Here is a 16650-nt window from a genome sequence, read left to right as displayed (position 1 = left end):
CACTGGGCCACAGCGCCACACGGAACACAAAACCGGAGGCCAGCCAGACGCAGTCCTCACCTCCCCGCTCCCTCCTCGCTATTCCGCGGCCCCTCCCCGTCCTCCCCTCCTCCCGTCCCTTCCCCGACCGCCGCTCCCCAACTGCCGCCGCCACGGCCGGGGTTGTGGTGGACGCCACTCGGGGGCGGGGGAGCGGGGGTCTCGCGGGGGCTTGTGGAAAGTGAAACGCGTTCTTAGCATCCCTGGTGTTACATCAGTTGTGTCATACGGCTGGGGGCTTGATGGCGACGGCGGCATCGCGGGCGAAGAGCGCATCCGGAGGACCGGGCGGCGGTGGGCCGTTGCGCGGAGTGCGGGTGGTGGAGCTGGCCGGGATCGGGCCGGGGCCGTTCGCGGCGATGCTGCTCGCCGACCTGGGCGCGGACGTGGTGCGGGTGGACCGGCCGGGCAAGCCGGCGCTGGCCATCGATCCGGCGTACGACGTCACCAACCGGAATAAGCGTTCCGTGGTGCTCGACCTGAAGGACGAGGCGCAGCGGGACACCGTTCTCGGGATGGTGGAGCGGGCGGACGCGCTGATCGAGGGATACAGGCCGGGTGTGGCCGAGCGGTTGGGCGTGGGGCCCGAGGAGTGCCTCGCCCGCAACCCGAGGCTCGTCTACGGGCGGATGACCGGTTGGGGCCAGGACGGGCCGCTCGCGCAGCGGGCCGGGCACGACATCGGGTACATCGCGCTCACCGGGGCCCTCGGGATGACGGGCCCGGCGGACGGGGCGCCCTGCGCGCCGGCGAATCTGCTGGGCGACTACGCGGGCGGTTCGCTGTATCTCGTGATCGGGATCCTGGCCGCGCTGCAGCACGCGCGGGCCGAGGGCGGGGAGGGGCAGGTCGTCGACGCGGCGATCGTGGACGGCACCAGCCACCTCACCGCCATGATCCAGGGGATGGTCGCGGCCGGGGGCTGGCAGGACCGCAGGGGTGCCAATCTGCTGGACGGGGGCAGCCCGTTCTACGGGACGTACGAGACAGCGGACGGCGGGCACATGGCGGTGGGGGCGCTGGAGCCGCAGTTCTACGCCGAGTTCGTGCGGTTGCTGGGGATCGAGGAGAGCGCACCGGCGCGGGAGGACATCGCCGCCTGGGGCGAGCTGCGCGAGGTGATCGCCGCGCGCTTCAAGTCCCGTACGCGGGAGGAGTGGACGGAGGTCTTCGAGGGGTCCGACGCGTGTGTGGCGCCGGTTCTCTCGTTGCGCGAGGCGCCGGAGCATCCGCATCTGGCGGCGCGCGGGACGTTCACGGAGTACGGGGGGATCACGCAGCCGGCGCCCGCGCCCCGGTTCTCCGCGACGCCCGGCGCGATCACCCGGCCCCCCGCGCAGCCCGGCGCCGACGCGGCCGAGGTGGCCAGGGAATGGGGCATCCCGGGGCTGGACGCGGGCGCCGAGGAGACGGAAGACGCCGGGGAATCCAAGAACGCCGAGGGCAGGGGCGATGCATGAAGATCTCCACCACACTCCAGTACGCCGGTGATCCACGGGAAGCGGCCGACAAGATCGCGCAGTTGGAGCCCGCGGGGCTGGACGCGGTGTGGGTGGCCGAGGCGTACGGCTTCGACTCGCCCACGATCCTGGGGTATCTGGCCGCGCGCACGGAGCGGATGCAGATCGGGTCCGCGATCCTCAATGTGTATTCGCGGACGCCCGCGCTGATCGCGCAGACCGGCGCCGGGCTCGACGCGCTCTCCGGGGGCCGGGCCATGGTGGGGCTCGGGGCTTCGGGGCCGCAGGTCGTGGAGGGCTGGCACGGTAAGCCGTACGACAAGCCGCTGGGCCGTACGCGGGAGACCGTGGAGCTGTGCCGCCGCATCTGGCGGCGGGAGAACATCGACCACCACGGCATCACCGACATGCCGCTGCCGCCCGAGAAGGGCGGGAAGCTGGGCAAGCCGCTGAAGATGCTGACCAAGCCGGTGCGGGACGAAATCCCGCTCTTCATCGCCTCGTTGGGCCCGGCCAACGTGCGGATGACGGCGGAGATCGCCGACGGGTGGCTGCCGCATCTGTTCGTTCCGGAGAAGGCGAAGGACGTGTGGGGCGGGCCGCTGGCCGAGGGGCGCGCGAAGCGTGACCCGGAGCGCGGGCCGCTGGAGATCGCGGCGGGCACGGTCCTCGCGGTGGGCGAGGGCACCGAGGCGGTGCGCGAGTTCATGCGCCCGGTGATCGCGCTCTACATCGGCGGCATGGGCGCCAAGGGCAAGAACTTCTACAACGACGTGGCCCGCGCGTACGGATACGAGGAGGCGGCGGAGAAGGTCCAGGACCTGTATCTGGCCGGCAAGAAGAAGGAGGCCGAGGCGGCCGTCCCCGAGGAGTTCTGCGAGCTGGTGTCGCTGTGCGGGCCCGAGGGATACGTGCGCGAGCGGATCGAGGCGTTCCGGGAGGCGGGCGTGACCATGCTCAACGTCGTTCCGGTGGACGACGACCCGGCCGCGCTGATCGAGAAGGTCAAGGGCTGGCTCTGAGCGGCCCGCACCGCCCAAGCGGTCCCCCAACACCACGCACCCAGCGGTTCGTTCGAAGGAGAGCACGCCAGTATGAAGCGCCAGATCTTCACCGAGGACCACGAGGCGTTCCGCCAGACCGTCCGCACCTTCCTCGCCAAGGAGGCCGAACCGCACCAGGAGCAGTGGGAGAAGGACGGCATCGTCTCCCGTGAGGCGTGGCTCGCCGCCGGGCGGCAGGGGCTGCTGGGCATCGCGGTGCCGGAGGAGTACGGGGGCGGCGGGGTCGACGACTTCCGCTACGCGGCCGTGCTGGCCGAGGAGTTCGCGCGCTCGGGTGCCGCCGGGCTGGCCATCGGGCTGCACAACGACATCATCGGCCCGTATCTGACCTCGCTCGGGACCGAGGAGCAGAAGCGGCGCTGGCTGCCCGGGTTCTGCACCGGCGAGACGATCACCGCGATCGCGATGACCGAGCCGGGCGCCGGCTCCGACCTGCAGGGCATCCGTACGACGGCGGAGGACAAGGGCGACCACTGGCTGCTGAACGGGGCCAAGACGTTCATCTCCAACGGCATCCTCGCCGACCTGGTGGTCGTCGTCGCGAAGACGACGCCCGACGGCGGCGCCAAGGGGCTCAGCCTGATCGTCGTCGAGCGCGGCATGGAGGGCTTCGAGCGCGGCCGCAACCTCGACAAGATCGGGCAGAAGTCGCAGGACACGGCGGAGCTGTTCTTCAACGACGTCAAGGTCCCCAAGGAGAACCTGCTCGGCGAGCGGGACGGCGCCTTCATCCACCTCATGACCAATCTCGCGCAGGAGCGGATGGGCATCGCGGTGGCGGCGATCGCGGCGTCCGAGCACGTGCTGGAGTTCACGAAGGAGTACGTGAAGGAGCGCGAGGCGTTCGGGCGGCCGCTGGCCAAGCTCCAGCACATCCGCTTCGAGATCGCCGAGATGGCCACCGAGTGCGCCGTCACCCGCGCCTTCCTGGACCGCTGCATCGAGGACCACGCGAAGGGCGAGCTCGACGCCGTACACGCCTCGATGGCCAAGTGGTGGGCGACCGAGCTGCAGAAGCGGGTCACCGACCGCTGCCTCCAACTGCACGGCGGATACGGGTATATGAACGAATACCGGATCGCCCGCGCCTTCACCGACGGGCGCATCCAGACGATCTACGGCGGCACGACCGAGATCATGAAGGAGATCATCGGCCGCTCGATACTGGCCTGAGGTCTTCCGGGACTGGCCTGGGGTCATCCGGCCCCGGCATGAAACCTTCCGGGCCCGGGGCCGGCCCGGGCTCCTCCGCCGCCCCGCACCCGATACGTACACCACCGCACCGCATGATCCGTACCCCGAAAGGCTGTTGACCGTGAGCACAGAAGCGTACGTATACGACGCGATCCGCACCCCGCGCGGGCGCGGCAAGGCCAATGGAGCGCTGCACGGCACCAAGCCCATCGACCTGGTCGTCGGGCTGATCCACGAGCTGCGCCGCCGCTTTCCCGACCTCGACCCGGCTGCCATCGACGACGTGGTGCTCGGCGTGGTCGGCCCCGTAGGCGACCAGGGTTCCGACATCGCGAAGATCTCCGCCATCGCCGCGGGGCTGCCGGACACCGTGGCCGGAGTCCAGGAGAACCGCTTCTGCGCCTCGGGCCTCGAAGCGGTCAATCTGGCGGCCGCGAAGGTCCGTTCCGGCTGGGAGGACCTGATCCTCGCGGGCGGCGTGGAGTCGATGTCGCGGGTGCCGATGGGTACGGACGGCGGCGCCTGGCACCTGGACCCGATGACGAATCACGAGACCAGGTTCGTTCCGCAGGGCATCGGCGCCGACCTGATCGCGACGCTGGAGGGCTTCTCGCGGCGCGACGTGGACGAGTACGCCGCGCGCTCCCAGGAGCTGGCCACCGAGGCGTGGAAGGCGGGCCGCTTCGAGCGCTCGGTCATTCCGGTGGCCGACCGCAACGGCCTGACCGTGCTGGACCGCGACGAGCACATCCGCCCCGGCACCAGCGCCGATTCCCTCGCGGGCCTCAAGCCCTCGTTCGCCGACATCGGCGAGCTGGGCGGCTTCGACGCGGTGGCGCTGCAGAAGTACCACTGGGTCGAGGAGATCGACCACGTGCACCACGCGGGCAACTCCTCGGGGATCGTGGACGGTTCGGCGCTGGTGGCGATCGGCAGCGGCGAGGTGGGGGAGCGGTACGGACTGGCACCGCGCGCCCGCATCGTGTCGGCCGCGGTCTCCGGAGCCGACCCCACGATCATGCTCACAGGACCGGCGCCCGCCTCCCGCAAGGCGCTGGCCAAGGCCGGTCTGACCGTGGACGACATCGACCTGGTCGAGATCAACGAGGCGTTCGCCGCCGTGGTGCTGCGCTTCGTGAAGGACATGGGCCTGCCCCTGGAGAAGGTCAATGTGAACGGCGGCGCCATCGCCATGGGCCACCCGCTGGGCGCGACCGGCGCCATGATCCTCGGCACCCTGGTGGACGAGCTGGAGCGCAGGGACCAGCGGTACGGGCTGGCCACGCTGTGCGTGGGCGGCGGCATGGGCATCGCCACGGTGGTGGAGCGGCTGTAGCGGCACGCAGCGCGATCCCGCCGACCTCCCACCCCCTGAGACTTCCTGGAGAAACCGCAATGTCCGAGTCCGCAGCACCGACGACCATCCGCTGGGAGCAGGACGACACCGGCGTCGTCACCTTGACCCTGGACGACCCGAATCAGTCGGCCAACACCATGAACGCGGCGTTCAAGAGCTCGCTCACCGCCATCGCCGACAGGCTGGAGGCCGAGCGGGACTCCGTACGCGGCATCATCGTCACCTCGGCGAAGAAGACGTTCTTCGCCGGCGGCGACCTCAACGACCTGATCGCGGCGCGCCCCGAGGACGCCGAGCAGGTCTTCGAGGCCGGCATGCAGATCAAGAACGACCTGCGCCGCATCGAGACCCTCGGCAAGCCCCTCGTCGCCGCGATGAACGGCGCGGCCCTCGGCGGCGGCCTGGAGATCGCCCTCGCCTGCCACCACCGCGTCGCGCTGGACGCCAAGGGCTCCAAGATCGGCTGCCCGGAGTCCACGCTGGGCCTGCTGCCCGCGGGCGGCGGCGTGGTCCGCACCGTACGGCTGCTCGGCATCGCCGACGCGCTGATGAAGGTGCTGCTGGAGGGCAAGCAGTACTTCCCGGCCAAGGCCAAGGAGGTCGGCCTCGTCCACGAGGTCGTGGAGACCCCCGAGGAGATGCTCGCCGCGGCCCGCCGCTTCATCGACGAGCACCCCGAGTCGCAGCAACCCTGGGACGTGAAGGGCTACAGGATTCCGGGCGGTACGCCGTCGAACCCGAAGTTCGCGGCCAACCTCCCCGCGTTCGCGCCCAATCTGAAGAAGCAGACCGGCGGCGCGCCCTACCCGGCGCAGCGCAACATCCTCGCCGCCGCGGTCGAGGGCGCCCAGGTCGACTTCGAGACCGCGCAGGTCATCGAGGCGCGCTACTTCGTTGAGCTGGTCACGGGCCAGATCTCCAAGAACATGATCCAGGCCTTCTTCTTCGACCTCCAGGCCGTGAACGCGGGGCGCAGCCGCCCGCAGGGCCCGGCCGAGCGCAAGGTGAACAAGGTCGCGGTGCTGGGCGCCGGGATGATGGGCGCGGGCATCGCGTATTCCTGTGCCAAGGCCGGGATCGACGTCGTGCTCAAGGACGTGTCGCAGGAGGCCGCAGACAAGGGCAAGGCGTATTCCGAGGGCCTGCTCGACAAGGCGCTCTCGCGCGGGCGTACGACGCAGGAGAAGAAGGACGCGCTGCTGGCCCGCATCACCCCGACCTCCGACCCGCAGGGCGTGGCCGGCTGCGACGCGGTGATCGAGGCGGTGTTCGAGGACCCGAAGCTGAAGCACAAGGTGTTCCAGGAGATCGAGGACATCGTCGCGCCGGACGCGCTGCTGTGCTCCAACACCTCGACCCTGCCGATCACTTCGCTGGCCGAGGGCGTGAAGCGGGACGGCGACTTCATCGGGCTGCACTTCTTCTCGCCGGTGGACAAGATGCCGCTGGTCGAGATCATCAAGGGCGAGAAGACCGGGGACGAGGCGCTGGCCCGCGCGTTCGACCTGGTCCGCCAGATCAAGAAGACGCCGATCGTGGTGAACGACTCGCGCGGCTTCTTCACCTCGCGCGTCATCGGCCACTTCATCAACGAGGGCGTGGCCCTGGTCGGCGAGGGCGTGGAGCCGGCTACGGTCGAGCAGGCCGCGGCGCAGGCCGGCTATCCGGCGAAGGTTCTCTCGCTCATGGACGAGCTGACCCTCACCCTGCCCCGGAAGATCCGCGAGGAGACGAAGCGGGCGATCCTGGCCGAGGGCGGCAGCTGGCCCGACCACCCGGCGGACGGCGTGATCGACCGCATGGTCGACGAGTTCGGGCGCCCGGGCCGCAGCGGCGGCGGGGGCTTCTACGAGTACGGCGAGGACGGCAAGCGCGGCAAGCTGTGGCCGGGCCTGCGCGAGCACTTCACGAAGACCGGAGCGGACGCCCCGGACATCCCCTTCGAGGACATGCAGGAGCGGATGCTGTTCTCCGAGGCGCTGGACACCGTCCGGCTCTTCGAGGAGGGCGTCCTGACCTCGGTCGCCGACGCCAACATCGGCTCGATCATGGGCATCGGCTTCCCGGCCTGGACCGGCGGCGTCATCCAGTACATCAACGGCTACGAGAGCCGCACCGGCGGAGAGAACGGCGTACGCGGCTTCGTCGCCCGCGCCCGCGAGCTCCAGGCGCGGTACGGGGACCGGTTCGAGGTCCCGGCGCTGCTGGCGGAGAAGGCGGAGAAGGGCGAGGTGTTCAGCGACACCTGAGCGGGGCGCGCCCCGAGGACGGGCCGGTGGCGGTGCGGTGCGGCGCCGCCACCGGCCCCTGGGCTCAGCCCGCGTCCGTCCGAGTCGTCCCCGTCCGAGTCGTCCCCGTACGGGCCGCCTCCGTACGCGGCGGGCGCTCGCTCGGGAAGGCGCCGCGCAGCTCCTCGTTCAGCGACCGCTGGAAGGCGGTGACCAGGGCCTGGAGGACCATCGGCTGCATATGGGCGGAGAGCGCCTTCATGCGCTCGACCTGTTCGGGATCGGCCTCGCGCTCGCGGTAGGGGCTCCACACCTCGTCCTTGAAGAGGCGGCTCAACTCGCGTGCGGCGGACCGCGTGTGCTCGATCATCACCTCGCGCGCCGCCAGCAGCGTCTCCTGCGAGATCGGTACGTCGAGGAGCCGCACCCCCAGGTGTACGAGGCTCGGGTCGATGCGGAAGACGTCCGGGTCCTCGGTGACCGCCAGGACGCTCATGGCCTCCAGGCGCTTGAGGTCGTCATCGGTCAACTCGCGCCCCACGCGCCCCTCCAACTGCGCGCGGCTCGCCTCGTCCACGGTGTCCGGCATCCAGGAGGCCACCAGGGCCCGGTGTATCGCGAGGTCGTGCGGCGTCATGTCGTCGGGCAGCCGCTGGAGGTAGCGCTCGATCGCGGAGAGGGTCATGCCCTGGTTCTGCAGCTCCTCGATCAGGGCGAGGCGTGAGAGGTGGTCGGGGCCGTATCTGCCCACCCTGCGCGGGCCGATCGCGGGCGGCGGCAGCAGGCCGCGGGTGCTGTAGAAGCGCACGGTGCGCACCGTCACGCCGGCGCGCGCGGCGAGCTGGTCGACGGTCAGCCCCTCGGCGAGGTCGTCGGCCTGCTCCTCACGCGAAGCCGGCTGCCCCTCACGCGAAGCCGGCTGCTCCTCCCGCGAAGCCGCACGCTCCTGCGGCGCCTGCTCGGGGCGTTCCCGCCCGCTCCGCTCCCGCGCCTGGTCGCGGCCCTGCTTCCGCCCCTGCTCGTGGGCGTCCGCCCGCCGATCCCCGTGCTCCTGACCCATCGCGCGTGGCTCCTTCCGGCTCGGTCCCTCGGCGGCACCGTGTGCCCATCATGTTCAACAGTGTTGCTGTCGCACCATTCTTGTAATCCAATGCTGCCCGAGGGAAGGCCGCGGGCGCACCGGGCCTCCCGCACGCAGCGCACCCGTCCATGTTCACGGCACCATTCCGTCCGCTGACCGGAGGCCGTCATGACCACGATTCTGCGACTGCCGGGCGACGACCCGGCCCACCTCACCATCCCGGCACTGATGTCGCGCAACGCGCAGGACCACGGCGAACTCCCCGCGCTGTCCTGGCGTACGGGCGAGGAAGGCGCGAACAAGGGCGAGGGCGGCTGGACCACCCTCACCTGGGCCGAGGCGCGCGAACGCGTGGCCCGCCTCGCCGTCGGCTTCGCGGCGCTGGGCGTCCGGCGCGGCGAACACGTCCTGCTCATGATGGGCAACCGCCCCGAGCACTGGCTCTCCGACCTCGCGCTCGCCCACCTGGGCGCGGTGCCGGTCACGGTGTACGGCACGGCGGCGCCCGAGCAGATCGCGCACATCGTCCGGCACAGCCGCGCCAGGCTCGCCGTGGTGGAGGGCGCGGGAGAAGTGGCCCGCTGGGAGCCGCTGTTGGGGGCGCGGGGCAGCCGCCTGGAGCGGCTGGTGGTGGCCGAGCCGGAGGCGGTGGGCGGGCACACCCCGTACGAGGGACTGGAGCGGCCGTACGAACCGGAGGAGTTCGAGCGGACATGGCGCGCCATCGAAGCGACGGACCCGGTCACGGTCGTCTACACCTCGGGCACCACCGGCGACCCCAAGGGCGTCGTGGTCAGCCACCGCAATGTGATCCTCAACGGGCTCGCGCTGGACGGCGCCGTCGAACTCCCCGACCACGTCGAGCACATCTGCTACCTCCCCTTCGCGCACATCGCCGAGCGCATGCTCGGCATCTACCTGCCGGTCTTCCGCGCCGCGCACGTGCATCTGTGTTCCGACCCCGGGCAGGTCGCGGAGACGGCGAAGGAGCTGCATCCGGCGCAGTTCTTCGGGGTGCCGCGGGTGTGGGAGAAGCTGGCGGCCTCGGTGCGCGCGGGGCTCGCGATGCTGCCGGAGGAGCAGCGGGCCGCGGTGGAGGCGGCGAACGAGACGGCGCGCGAGCACGTCGGCTGCCGGGAGCGCGGCGAGGAGCCGCCGGCCGAACTCGACGCGGCCTACCGCAAGGCGCGGGCCGAGGTGCTCGAACCGCTCCTCGCGCTGGCCGGGTTCGACCGGCTGGTGTGGACGGCGAGTGCCTCGGCGCCGATGCCGCAGGAGGTGGTGCGGTTCTTCGCGGGCTTCGGGATCGTGATCATGGATGCGTGGGGGCTGACCGAGACGGTCGGCGTGACCACGACGAACAGTCCGGCGGCCTTCCGGCTCGGTTCGGTCGGCAAGCCGATCGACGGGCTGGAGATCCGTACGGCGGAGGACGGCGAGATCGAGGTGCGGGGGCGCACGGTCTTCGAGGGGTATCTGCGCGCGGACGGGACGGTGGAGCCGGGGACGGACGCCGAGGGCTGGTTCGCGACGGGGGACATCGGGCGGATCGACGAGGACGGCTTCCTGTGGCTCACCGACCGCAAGAAGGAGATGATCGTGACCTCCTCGGGCAAGAACGTGTCGCCCGCGCTGGTCGAGAACGCGCTCAAGGAGCACCCGCTGATCGGGCAGGCGCTGGTGCACGGGGACGGGCGGTCGTATCTGGTGGCGTTGCTCGTGCTGGATGCGGAGATGGCGCCTGTGTGGGCTCGGGCGCGGGGGATTGACGTTCCCGACGCGGAACTTGCGTCGCATCCCGCCGTACGGGATGAGGTCGAGCGGGCCGTTGCCTCTGCCAACGCGCGGCTGAATCGGGCTGAGCAGGTGAAGCGGTATCGGCTGCTGTCGGAGGAATGGGGGCCTGAGAGTGGGGAGCTCACGCCCTCGTTGAAGTTGCGGCGGCGGGTGATCCGGGAGCGGTACGCGGGTGTGCTGGACGCACTGTATGCGGGGTGACCTTCGTTGGGCGCGGGGTGGGGTCAGGCGCGCCCGGCGGTGCGCTGGACCACACCCACCAGCGCCCAGACGCACAGCACCAACCCCGCCTGGGCCCCCGTCGTCCCCACCGCCGCCACCCCCGCTGCTCCTCCGAACTGCTGGACCGTTGTCAGCATCGCTGCGCCCACCCCCGCGCTCGTCGGCGGTATGCGCAGGAGGGAGATGCCCAAGAGGCGGGGCAGGACCAGGCCGTTGCCTGTGCCGATCATGACCAGGGCGGCCACCAGCCACGGGAGCGGGGCGTCGGACGCCCACCGCAGGGACAGCAGGCCGAGCGCGATCAGCAGCGCCCCACCCCGTACGGCCCGCAGCCCGAACCTGCGTACCGCGCGCCCTCCCAGCAGCGAGGAGCACGCGAACGCGACGCCCATCGGCGCGAAGACCGAGCCCGCGGCGAGCGGCGACAACCCGCGCCCGTCCTGCAACAGCAGCGTCAGGGTGAACATGAAGCTCGCGAAGTACGCGAGGAAGGCACCGCCCGCCGCCAGCCCGCACACATAGACCCGGTCCCGCAGCAGGGACAGGTCCAGCACCGGGGAGCCGCCGCGCCGCAGCAGCGCTCGCTGCCGTACGAGGGTGAGCGCGGCGGCCGGGAGCGAGGCCGCCATGCACGCCCAGGTCCAGGCGGGCCAGCCCTGTTCGCGGCCGAAGGTCAGCGGTGCGAGCAGCAGACCTAGCGAGCCAGCGATGCCCAGCGCCCCGCGCACATCGAGGCGCGCGGGGCGCTCGGCGGGCGGGAGCCGGGGGAGCAGGCGCAGGGCGGCCGGTACGGCGAGGGCGCCGACCGGCACGGTGAGCAGGAAGGCGACCCGCCAGCCCAGACCCCACAGATCGGCGTCGAGCAGCAGGCCGCCCAGCACCTGACCGGCGATCGAGCCGAGCCCGGAGGCCGCCCCGTACCAGCCCAGCGCCCTGCGCTGCCCGCCGGACGGCAGCGCGGCGGTGAGCACGGCCAGCACCTGCGGCACCATGACCGCGCCCGCGAGCCCCTGGAGCAGCCGCGCGGCGACCAGTTGGGCGGGCGTGAGCGCCAGTCCGCACAGCAGCGAGGCGAGCGTGAAGCCCGCGACGCCGCACACGAACACGCGCCGGTGGCCGTACCGGTCGCCGAGCCGGCCGCCGGTGATCATCCCGGCAGCGTAGGCGAACGCGTAGCCGCCCACGACGAGTTCGAGCGCGGCGGGGCCCGCGTGCAACTCCCTGCCGAGGGACGGCGCGGCCACGTTCACCACGAAGAAGTCGAACTGGGCCAGGAAGACGGCGGAGAGCAGCACGGCCAGCATGCCCGCGGTGCGCGGCGAGAGGGACGGAGACGGGTGACGCGTCATCGATTCCGGATGTCGAGTATCCACGATCCCCGGATTTTAGACTGCGGGCATGAAGTTGTCGCAAGGGGTCGAGTGGGGCGTGCACTGCGCCTCGCTGCTCGCGCTCGCCGGGAACGCGCGGACGCTGCGCCGGGACACGCTCGCCCGGCACTACGGGGTCTCCGAGACCAACCTCGCCAAGCACCTCCAGGCGATGGCCAGGGCCGGAGTTCTCCAGGCGACCCCGGGGCCGCGCGGCGGCTACCGGCTGGCGCGCCCGGCCGGGGAGATCACGCTGCTGGACGTGGTGGAGGCGGTGGAGGGCGCGGCGCGCCCGTTCCAGTGCCAGGAGATCCGGCAGCGCGGCGCGGGCGCCGTGCCGCCCGAGGAGTGCGCGAAGCCCTGCGGGGTGCACGCCGCGATGGACGCCGCCGACGACGCGTGGCGGGCCTCGCTGCGCGAGGTCACCATCGCCGGGCTGGTGGACCGCATGCCCGTCAGGACGCGTCAGCGGAATGAGCGGCTTCTCGCCGAGGAGTACGTGTAACTCAGGCATACGTGTAACCCCTGCAGGCGTACGGGAGTTGTGACGCCGGTCACCCCTCGTGAGGCGGGTGTTACCGAGGGGAAGAATGTTCCCGTCCGGCATGTGAGATGTCTCCGAATGTGATGTACGCCACCGCGTACTTGGTCAACGCACGGAAAGGTGACGCCTCGGCCTGCTCGACGGAACCGGTGGTTGAACGCGGTGGGCCGACCCATGGCCCGACCAGAGTGAGTTGAACCAGCCGTGAGCAAAGAGACTCTCCAGGCCGACGTCCCACCGCCATCCGGCGGGACGAGCGGACTTCCCGAGGGCGCGCAGGACGCCGGGGACACCGGCTACAGCAAGGACCTCAAGGCCCGACACATCAACATGATCGCCATCGGCGGGGCGATCGGCACCGGCCTCTTCCTCGGCGCGGGCGGCCGCCTGCACTCCGCCGGGCCCGCGCTGGCCATCGCGTACGCGGTGTGCGGCCTCTTCGCCTTCTTCGTGGTCAAGGCGCTGGGCGAGCTGGTGCTGCACCGCCCCTCCTCCGGCTCCTTCGTGTCGTACTCGCGCGAGTTCCTCGGCGAGAAGGGCGCGTACGTCGCCGGGTGGATGTACTTCCTGAACTGGTCCACCACCGGCATCGCCGACATCACCGCGATCGCGCTCTACACCCACTACTGGAGCCTGTTCACCGACATCCCGCAGTGGGTGCTGGCACTGGTGGCGCTGGCCGTGGTGCTGGCGATCAACATGATCTCGGTGAAGATCTTCGGTGAGCTGGAGTTCTGGTTCGCGATCATCAAGGTCGCGGCGCTGGTGGTCTTCATGCTGATCGGCATCGGCCTGCTGGTCACCGCGCACCCGGTGGGTGGTTCGACGCCGGGGCTGCATCAGCTCACCGAGCACGGGGGCTTCTTCCCCAAGGGCGTCATGCCCGTGGTGATCGTGATGCAGGGCGTGGTCTTCGCGTACTCCTGCGTCGAGCTGGTCGGCGTCACCGCGGGCGAGACCGCCGAGCCCGCGAAGGTCGTGCCGAAGGCCGTGAACGCGATCATGTGGCGGGTCGGCTTCTTCTACGTCGGCTCGGTGCTGCTGCTGGCGCTGCTGCTGCCGTGGGGCGAATACACCGACGGGCAGAGCCCGTTCGTGACCGTGCTGTCCAAGGTGGGCGTGCCGGCGGCGGGCGACGTGATGAACCTCGTCGTGCTGACGGCTGCCATGTCCAGCCTCAACTCCGGGCTCTATTCGACCGGGCGCATCCTGCGGTCGATGGCGATGGCGGGGTCAGCGCCGAAGTTCACCGGCAAGATGAACCGGAGCCAGGTGCCGTACGGAGGCATCCTGCTGACCTCCGCCGTGTGCGTGCTGGGCGTCGGGCTCAACTACGTGGTGCCGGGCAAGGCGTTCGAGATCGTGCTCAACATCGCTTCGCTGGGGATCATCAGCACGTGGTGCATCATCATGCTGTGTCACCTGGTGTTCGTGCGGCGGGCCAAGCAGGGGCTTGTCGAGCGGCCCTCGTTCCGGCTGCCCGGGTCTCCCGTGACGGAGATCCTCACGATTCTCTTCCTGCTCAGCATCATCGTGTTGATGTGGGGGGATCCCGAGGTGGGGCGGAAGACGTTGATGTTGGTGCCGGTTATTGCGGTGGCGCTTGTCGGTGGGTGGTTCGCGGTCCGTAAGCGGGTCCGCGGCTAGCTTTCGGGGCTTCGCCCCGGGCCCCGTTGCGTGCGTGGTTGCGCCGGTGCCCGGGGCCGCGGTCCGCTGTGCCCACCCGTTCCGCCCCTGCGGAACGACTGCCCACAGCTAGTACGGGGGCCTACGGGGTCAGATGTACCGGCAGCTCGTAGAGCTCGTTTTGTGTGACCGCCGGTTTGTTGCGGAGGTCTGAAGCCGGGACCGCCAAAGACATTTCCGGGAAGCGGGCGAAGAGGGCCGGGAGTGCGACCTTTGCCTCCAGGCGGGACAACGGGGCGCCGGGGCATACGTGGGGGCCGTGGCCGAAGGAGAGGTGGCGGTTCGGTGGGGGGCGGGTCACGTCGAACTGTTCGGCGTCCGGGCCGTGTTGGGTCTCGTCCCGGCCGATCGCGCCGTACGCCACGATCAGCGCCTCGCCCTTGCCGATGACCGCGTCGCCGACCTCGACGTCCTCCGTCGCGAAGCGGATGAGGACGTGCGTGGTCGGCGCGTTCCAGCGCAGGGTCTCCTCGATGACCGCGTCCCAGGACACCTCGCCGGCCAGCACCATGCGCAGTTGCCCGGGGTGCGTGAGCAGCGCGACGACCGCGTTCACGATCAGGCTGATGGTGGTCTCGTGGCCCGCGGCGATCATCACCTGGAGGGTCGCGACGACCTCGTCCTCGGTGAGCTGGTCGCCGTCCTCGGCCGCGGCCAGCAGCGCGCACGTGAGGTCGTCGGCCGGTGCCGCCTTCTTCGCCTCGACCACCGAGCGGAAGAACGCGAAGAGTTCGGCGATGATCTCCGGCACCCGCTCCGGCGGCGTCACGCTGGAGAAGAAGCCGTCGTACAGCTCCCGCAGCCGCGGATGGTCGGCCGCGTCGATGCCCATCAGCTCGCTGATGACGGCCATGGGGAGGCGGTACGCGAACGCGCTCTTGAGATCGACGGGGCCGGAACCGGGTCCTGAGCCCGCATGATCCGCCAGCTCGTCCAGCAGCTCCGCCGTGATCGCCTCGACCCTCGGCCGCAGCGCCTCCACCCGGCGCGGCGTGAGCGCCTGCGCGGCCAGCGTGCGCAGCCGCCGGTGCTCGGGCCCGTCGAAGGTCAGCATGCTCGGCCCCGGATCGGCCAGCCCGATCAGCGGCCAGGTGCGCGGGATCTCGCCGCGCCGCCACGCGTCCCAGTGGCCGATGTCCTTCACCAGCCGCTGGTCGGTGAGCAGCCGCCGGGCCTCGGCGTGCCGGGTGACGGCCCACACCGGTACGCCGCCGGGCAGCTCCACCGCGGCCAGCGGGCCCGCGGCGCGCAGCCTCGCGCCCTCGCCGACCAGATCGCGTACGAGCGGGTCGAGGACGACGCGTGCGTCCTCCGGTACGTCGCCGGCCCGGCCGGTCACGGGGCACGAGGTCATGAGCGGTCCTCCTCCGTAAGGGAAACACCACGGGACACGCCGCGTCTCACGCGCGGCCTCCCACCGCCGCTGTCGGCGTGAACTCCACCGGCAGCGACTCCAGTCCGCGCAGCCACGGCGAGGAGCGCCAGACCAGCGCGCCGGGCGCGACGCCCAGGTCCACGTCGGGCAGCCGGTCGAGCAGCACCTCGATCCCCGTACGCGCGATGCTCTCGGCGATGTCCTGCGCGGGGTAGGGGCAGCGGTGGTCGCCGTGCCCGAAGGAGAAGAACGCGTTGTTGCCGCCCGTGAACACGCTCTGGTCGGGGCGCACCTGGGGGTCGGTGTTGGCCGCGCCGAGGCCGAGGATCAGCAGGTCGCCCTTCTGCACCCGCTTCCCGGCGAGCTGGGTGTCCCGGGTGGGCCAGCGGCCCGCGACGTTCTGGGTGGGGGTCTCCTCCCACAGGACCTCGTTCATGGCCTCGCCGACGCTGTGCCGGCCGCCGGTCAGCGAGGCGGAGAAGCGGTCGTCGGTGAGCATCAGGCGCAGCGAGTTGCCGATCCAGTCGGCGGTCGGCTGGTGGCCCGCGGCCATGTTCACCATCATGTCCTCGACGATCTCGTCGAAGGAGAACTCGCCCGCGTGCTCGTGGTGCAGCATGCGGCTGGCCACGTCGGCGCTGGGAAGCTGCCGCCGCCACTCCAGAAGCTGCTTCATGGCGGCCATGTTGTGATCGCGACCGGCCAGCGCGTCCTTGCCGCCGTCGATCATGTCGTTGACGGCCTTCACCAGCCGCGGCGTGTCCTCGTCGGGGAAGCCGTACAGCCTGGCCAGCACGAGCGCGGGCAGCAGCTTGGCGTACTCGGCGATCAGGTCAGCCTCGCCCCTGCCGCAGAACGCGTCGATCAGCCGGTCGGCGAAGTGCTCGGCGTGCTGCCGCAGTTCGAACGGGTCGACCGCCTCCAGCGACTCGCTCACCAGGGAGGAGCGCAGCGCGTGCCGGTCGCCGGTCTCGTACAGGATCGAGGGCTGCCTGCCCAGCATCGGCATCAGCGGCCAGTCGGCGGGGATCTGCGGCCACAGGTTCCACAGGTCCGAATCGCGGCTGAAGAGCTGCGGGTTGCTGGTGATCTGGAGCAGCTCGCGGTAGCCCAGCACCAGCCAGCCCGGCACGTCGCCCGGCAGGGTCACGGGGGCGAGCGCGCCGTGCTCGCGGCGCAGCTCGCGGTACAGCTCGGCCCGGTCGTTCTGGAAGCGCGGGCCGCTCATCGGCA

Annotated in this window: 12 protein-coding genes; 8 read left to right on the top strand and 4 right to left on the bottom strand. The window is 71.0% G+C overall.

What is annotated here, in order from left to right; genetic code table 11:
• Positions 1-281: 281 nt before the first annotated feature.
• From ABEE00_RS16810 to ABEE00_RS16790, 5 genes are all read left to right on the top strand, one after another.
• Positions 282-1499 carry a CaiB/BaiF CoA transferase family protein gene (locus ABEE00_RS16810; RefSeq protein WP_345746308.1) on the top strand — a complete coding sequence of 406 codons (1218 nt, stop codon included), beginning with the start codon at positions 282-284 and terminating at the stop codon, positions 1497-1499.
• The gene (locus ABEE00_RS16805; protein ID WP_345746307.1) at positions 1496-2521 is read left to right on the top strand and encodes an LLM class F420-dependent oxidoreductase; all 1026 of its coding nucleotides are present in this window, start codon (positions 1496-1498) and stop codon (positions 2519-2521) included. The genes ABEE00_RS16810 and ABEE00_RS16805 overlap by 4 nt, the downstream gene beginning before the upstream one ends.
• A 72-nt stretch (positions 2522-2593) precedes the next feature.
• The gene (locus tag ABEE00_RS16800; protein ID WP_345746306.1) at positions 2594-3736 is read left to right on the top strand and encodes an acyl-CoA dehydrogenase family protein; all 1143 of its coding nucleotides are present in this window, start codon (positions 2594-2596) and stop codon (positions 3734-3736) included.
• 142 nt (positions 3737-3878) lie between these two features.
• The gene (locus ABEE00_RS16795) at positions 3879-5093 is read left to right on the top strand and encodes an acetyl-CoA C-acetyltransferase (RefSeq protein ID WP_345746305.1); all 1215 of its coding nucleotides are present in this window, start codon (positions 3879-3881) and stop codon (positions 5091-5093) included.
• Between the two features lie 59 nt (positions 5094-5152).
• Positions 5153-7363: a 3-hydroxyacyl-CoA dehydrogenase NAD-binding domain-containing protein gene (locus tag ABEE00_RS16790; protein ID WP_345746304.1), complete on the top strand. Its 2211-nt coding sequence runs from the start codon at positions 5153-5155 to the stop codon at positions 7361-7363.
• A gap of 64 nt (positions 7364-7427) precedes the next feature.
• On the opposite strand, the gene ABEE00_RS16785 is transcribed toward ABEE00_RS16790, so the two are convergent.
• Positions 7428-8198 carry a MerR family transcriptional regulator gene (locus ABEE00_RS16785; protein WP_345746495.1) on the bottom strand — a complete coding sequence of 257 codons (771 nt, stop codon included), beginning with the start codon at positions 8196-8198 and terminating at the stop codon, positions 7428-7430.
• A 393-nt stretch (positions 8199-8591) separates the two neighbouring features.
• On the opposite strand from ABEE00_RS16785, the gene ABEE00_RS16780 reads away from it, so the two are divergent.
• The gene (locus ABEE00_RS16780) at positions 8592-10421 is read left to right on the top strand and encodes an AMP-dependent synthetase/ligase (protein WP_345746303.1); all 1830 of its coding nucleotides are present in this window, start codon (positions 8592-8594) and stop codon (positions 10419-10421) included.
• Positions 10422-10444: 23 nt separating this feature from the next.
• Here the strand turns inward: ABEE00_RS16780 and ABEE00_RS16775 are convergent, their stop codons facing one another.
• A complete protein-coding gene (locus ABEE00_RS16775) occupies positions 10445-11791 on the bottom strand; it encodes an MFS transporter (protein WP_345746302.1) in 1347 nt (448 codons plus the stop codon).
• 49 nt (positions 11792-11840) lie between these two features.
• On the opposite strand from ABEE00_RS16775, the gene ABEE00_RS16770 reads away from it, so the two are divergent.
• Entirely contained in the window at positions 11841-12317 is a 477-nt protein-coding gene (locus tag ABEE00_RS16770) for an RrF2 family transcriptional regulator (RefSeq protein ID WP_345746301.1), read from the top strand.
• A 243-nt stretch (positions 12318-12560) separates the two neighbouring features.
• Positions 12561-14003, top strand: coding sequence for an amino acid permease (locus ABEE00_RS16765; protein WP_345746300.1), 1443 nt, complete (start codon positions 12561-12563; stop codon positions 14001-14003).
• A gap of 121 nt (positions 14004-14124) precedes the next feature.
• Here ABEE00_RS16765 and ABEE00_RS16760 read toward each other — a convergent pair whose 3' ends face one another.
• On the bottom strand, positions 14125-15396 hold the full coding sequence (locus tag ABEE00_RS16760) for a cytochrome P450 family protein (protein WP_345746299.1): 1272 nt from the start codon (positions 15394-15396) through the stop codon (positions 14125-14127).
• A gap of 46 nt (positions 15397-15442) precedes the next feature.
• On the bottom strand, positions 15443-16645 hold the full coding sequence (locus ABEE00_RS16755; protein ID WP_345746494.1) for a cytochrome P450: 1203 nt from the start codon (positions 16643-16645) through the stop codon (positions 15443-15445).
• Positions 16646-16650 lie beyond the last annotated feature (5 nt).

The sequence above is a fragment of the Streptomyces odontomachicola genome (assembly GCF_039605595.1).
GTDB lineage: Bacteria > Actinomycetota > Actinomycetes > Streptomycetales > Streptomycetaceae > Streptomyces.
This window is presented reverse-complemented; position numbering and strand designations above follow the sequence as displayed.

Excerpts from the sequence above, each read along its gene's own strand:
- ABEE00_RS16810 (WP_345746308.1), top strand. The coding sequence starts at position 282 with ATGGCGACGGCGGCATCGCGGGCGAAGAGCGCATCCGGAGGACCGGGC.
- ABEE00_RS16805 (WP_345746307.1), top strand. The coding sequence starts at position 1,496 with ATGAAGATCTCCACCACACTCCAGTACGCCGGTGATCCACGGGAAGCG.
- ABEE00_RS16800 (WP_345746306.1), top strand. The coding sequence starts at position 2,594 with ATGAAGCGCCAGATCTTCACCGAGGACCACGAGGCGTTCCGCCAGACC.
- ABEE00_RS16790 (WP_345746304.1), top strand. The coding sequence starts at position 5,153 with ATGTCCGAGTCCGCAGCACCGACGACCATCCGCTGGGAGCAGGACGAC.
- ABEE00_RS16780 (WP_345746303.1), top strand. The coding sequence starts at position 8,592 with ATGACCACGATTCTGCGACTGCCGGGCGACGACCCGGCCCACCTCACC.
- ABEE00_RS16775 (WP_345746302.1), bottom strand. The coding sequence starts at position 11,791 with ATGACGCGTCACCCGTCTCCGTCCCTCTCGCCGCGCACCGCGGGCATG.
- ABEE00_RS16770 (WP_345746301.1), top strand. The coding sequence starts at position 11,841 with ATGAAGTTGTCGCAAGGGGTCGAGTGGGGCGTGCACTGCGCCTCGCTG.
- ABEE00_RS16760 (WP_345746299.1), bottom strand. The coding sequence starts at position 15,396 with ATGACCTCGTGCCCCGTGACCGGCCGGGCCGGCGACGTACCGGAGGAC.
- ABEE00_RS16755 (WP_345746494.1), bottom strand. The coding sequence starts at position 16,645 with ATGAGCGGCCCGCGCTTCCAGAACGACCGGGCCGAGCTGTACCGCGAG.